Annotated in this window: 4 protein-coding genes; all 4 read left to right on the top strand. The window is 74.8% G+C overall.

The window, feature by feature from the left end; all coding sequences use genetic code 11:
- Nucleotides 1-179: 179 nt before the first annotated feature.
- The gene (gene dctP, locus M0P34_RS14540; RefSeq protein ID WP_291500402.1) at nt 180-1,190 is read left to right on the top strand and encodes a TRAP transporter substrate-binding protein DctP; all 1,011 of its coding nucleotides are present in this window, start codon (nt 180-182) and stop codon (nt 1,188-1,190) included.
- On the top strand, nt 1,187-1,762 hold the full coding sequence (locus tag M0P34_RS14535; RefSeq protein ID WP_291500400.1) for a flavin reductase family protein: 576 nt from the start codon (nt 1,187-1,189) through the stop codon (nt 1,760-1,762). The genes dctP and M0P34_RS14535 overlap by 4 nt, the downstream gene beginning before the upstream one ends.
- A 3-nt stretch (nt 1,763-1,765) precedes the next feature.
- Nucleotides 1,766-2,263 (top strand): TRAP transporter small permease, encoded by a 498-nt coding sequence (locus M0P34_RS14530; protein ID WP_291500398.1) that lies wholly within the window; start codon nt 1,766-1,768, stop codon nt 2,261-2,263.
- The coding region (locus tag M0P34_RS14525; protein ID WP_291500396.1) for a TRAP transporter large permease at nt 2,260-3,304 on the top strand (1,045 nt) is incomplete at its 3' end. The genes M0P34_RS14530 and M0P34_RS14525, both read left to right, overlap by 4 nt.

The raw sequence follows: 3,304 nt of genomic DNA, 5'->3' as shown, positions 1-3,304 counted from the left end.
GCGAGGAAGAGCGCGCGGGGGAGCGGATGCCAGTGTCCACCATTACGCCCGCGCCCCGCCCAGGTCAAGCGGCGCCCCCGCCGGGTGCCGCCCGGGCGCGCGCCTTGCCACTCCCGGCCCGCAGGGGTATCATGCCCCGTCGAACCCACCACGCCATACACTTTCGGGAGCACCCATCCATGCGTCGATCCATCCTGGCCCTGGCCGCCCTGGCCCTGGCCGGAACCCTGCTGGCGGCCCCCGCCGCCCCCGCCGCCGCGCGCACCATACGCCTGGGCATCGTCACCACCCCCGGCAGCGCGCAGCACGTCTGCGCCACCCGTTTCCAGGAGCTGGCGGCCCAGCGCTCGGACGACGCCCTGCGCGTCAAGATATTCCACAGCGGCTCCCTGGGCAGCGAAACGGACATCCTGCGCCAGGTACAGATGGGCGCCGTGGACATGGCCATCGTGACCCTCGGCCCGCTGGACACCTTCGTGCCCGAGGCCGCCGTGGTCGGCTTCCCCTTCCTGTTCGCCAGCCACGAGCAGGCCGACGCCGTGCTCGACGGCCCCCTGGGCACGGAGGTCCTGGCGGCCATGGAGCGCGCCGGGTTCAAGGGCCTGGCCTTCTCGGAGAACGGCTTCCGCAACCTGACCAACGCCGTGCGCCCGGTGCACGCGGTGGACGACGTGCGCGGGCTGAAGGTCCGGGTCATGGAGTCGGCCCTGGACCGCGAGCTGTGGCAGGCCCTGGGCGCCAACCCCACGCCGATGGCCTGGCCCGTCTACACCGAGCTGCAACAGGGCACCATCGACGGCCAGGAAAACCCGCTGTCGGTGATCTGGCTTTACCGCCTGCATGAGGTGCAGCCCTACCTGTCCCTCACCGGGCACGTCTATTCGGCCCATGTCGGGCTGGCGGGCCTGGACTGGTGGAACGCCCTGCCCGCCGCCGAGCGGACCCTGCTGGCCGCCGCCCTGCGCGACGCCGCCCGGGCCCAGCGCGCCTGGAACCGCGAGGCCGAGGCCGGCTTCCTGGCCCGGCTGCGCCAGGCGGGCATGACCGTGGACGAACACCCCGACCTGGAGTCCTTCAAGGCCCGCACGCGCGGCCTGCGCGAGCTGCCGGCATACGCCGACCCGCGCGTGCGCGCGCTGCTGGAGCGCTTCCTGGACGCCACCCGCCCCACCCAAGGAGAGACGCGATGAAAACCTCCCTCGGAGCCAAGACCCTGGCCCTGCCCACCCCCGTCTGGTGCGTGGGCGCCTACGACAAGGACGGACGGCCCAACGCCATGACCATCGCCTGGGGCGGCATCTGCTGCTCCAAGCCGCCCATGCTGGCCGTGGCCCTGCGCGCGGCCACCCACACCCACGGCTGCATCGTCGCCCGGGGCGCCTTCACCGTGTCGGTGCCCTCGGCGCGCCACGCCGCCGAGGCCGATTTCCTGGGGCTGGCCTCGGGCCGCGACATGGATAAGTTCGCCGCCGCCGGGCTGACTCCGGTGCGCGCCGAGTTCGTCGACGCGCCCTATGTGGCCGAGTTCCCCCTGGCCATCGAATGCCGCCTGGCCCACACCGTGGAGCTCGGCCTGCACACCCAGTTCATCGGTGAGATCGTGGACGTGAAGATCGATCCCGCCCTGGTGGACGAGGCCGGGCACCCGTCCCTGCCCGGGGTGGACCCGCTGGTCTTCGCCCCCGGCTCGCGCGGCTATTTCCGCGTGGGCGGGCCCGTGGGCGACGCCTTCTCCTGCGGGCGCGCGCTGCTGCCCAAATAGCCCGTGCGCAGCGCCGCCCCGCTTCTCGACGCCGCCAGCGCCGCCCTGGACGCCGTGTGCCGCCCGCTCACGGCGCTTCTGGGCGCGGGCATGGCCGGGGTCATCGCCGCCCAGGTCTTCTGGCGCTACGCGCTCAACGATTCGCTGTTCTGGTCCGAGGAGCTGGGGCGCATCCTGCTGGTCTGGCTGACCTTCACAGGGGCCACGGTGGCCTACCGCCGGGGCGCGCACCTGGGGGTGGACTCCCTGGCGCGCCGCCTGCCGCGCCGGGCCCGGGCCCTGGCCGACGCAGGCGCGAACCTGGCCTGCCTGGGCCTGTTCGCGGCCATGACGGCCTATGGCTGGGGCTATGTGCGCCTGCTGGCCGGACAATCCACCCCGGCCCTGGGCTGGCCCGCCGGGCTGGGCGCCGGGGCCGTGCCCCTGGCCGGGGCCGTGCTGTGCGTGCACGCCCTGGCCCGGCTTGCCGCCGGACGGCGCGCCCCGGGGGCCGGGCCGTGAGCACCGCCCTGCTGCTGGCGGCCCTGGCCGCGCTGTTCCTGCTGGGCGTGCCTATGGCCGTGGCCCTGGGCGCGGCGGGGCTGGGGGCGCTGCTGCTCTCGGGCGACGCGCCGCCCATGCTCGCCGTGCAGCGCATGGTCGCCGGGGCGGACTCCTTCCCGCTCATGGCCGTGCCCCTGTTCATGATCGCCGGGCGGCTCATGGAGGCCGGGGGCCTGTCGCGGCGCATGGTCGACCTGGCCGACGCCCTGGTGGGCTGGCTGCCGGGAGGGCTGGCGGCCGTGGCCGTGGTCGCGGCCATGCTCTTCGGCGGCATCTCCGGCTCGGCGGCGGCGGACACGGCCGCCGTGGGCGCCCTGCTCGTCCCGGCCATGATCCGCAAAGGCTACGACCCGGCCCTGGCCGGAGCCGTGCAGGCCGCCGGGGGCTCCATCGGCGTGGTCATCCCCCCGAGCATCCCGATGATCCTCTTCGGCGTGCTCACCGGGGCCAGCATCGGCCAGCTCTTCGCCGCCGGGCTGCTGCCCGGGCTGCTCATGGGCCTGTCCCTGGTGGCGGCGACCACCGTGCTGGCCCTGCGCGGCGGCGCGCCGGACGTGCGCGGGCGGCGCTTCTCCCCGGCGGCGGCGCGCGCGGCCCTGCGCCGCGCCGGGTGGGCCCTGGGCGCCCCGGCCATCGTGCTGGGCGGCATCCTGGGCGGGGTGTTCAACGCCACGGAAAGCGCGGCCGCCGCCGTGGCCTACGCCCTGGGCACGGGCCTGTTCGTCTACCGGGGGCTGTCCTGGCGCGCCCTGCCCGGGCTGTTCCTGGAGGCTGGCGTCACCGCGGCGGTGGTCATGTTCCTCATCGCCCAGGCCCAGGTGCTGGCCTGGGTGCTCACCGTGCAGGAGGCCCCGGCCACCCTGGCCGGATGGCTGCTGGGCCTGACCACGGACCCCGTGGCCCTGCTGCTTTTGGTCAACGCCGTGCTGCTGGTTGCGGGCACGTTCATCGAAACCTCGGCGGCCCTGGTGCTGCTGGTGCCGGTGCTGGTGCCGCTGC

Source organism: Desulfocurvus sp. (assembly GCF_023230885.1).
Lineage (GTDB): Bacteria > Desulfobacterota > Desulfovibrionia > Desulfovibrionales > Desulfovibrionaceae > Desulfocurvus.
The sequence above is the reverse complement of the archived record's forward strand: the minus strand, read 5'-3'. Positions and strand labels throughout refer to the sequence as shown.

Coding starts and splice junctions, on each gene's coding strand:
- dctP (WP_291500402.1), top strand. CDS start 180: ATGCGTCGATCCATCCTGGCCCTGGCCGCCCTGGCCCTGGCCGGAACC.
- M0P34_RS14535 (WP_291500400.1), top strand. CDS start 1,187: ATGAAAACCTCCCTCGGAGCCAAGACCCTGGCCCTGCCCACCCCCGTC.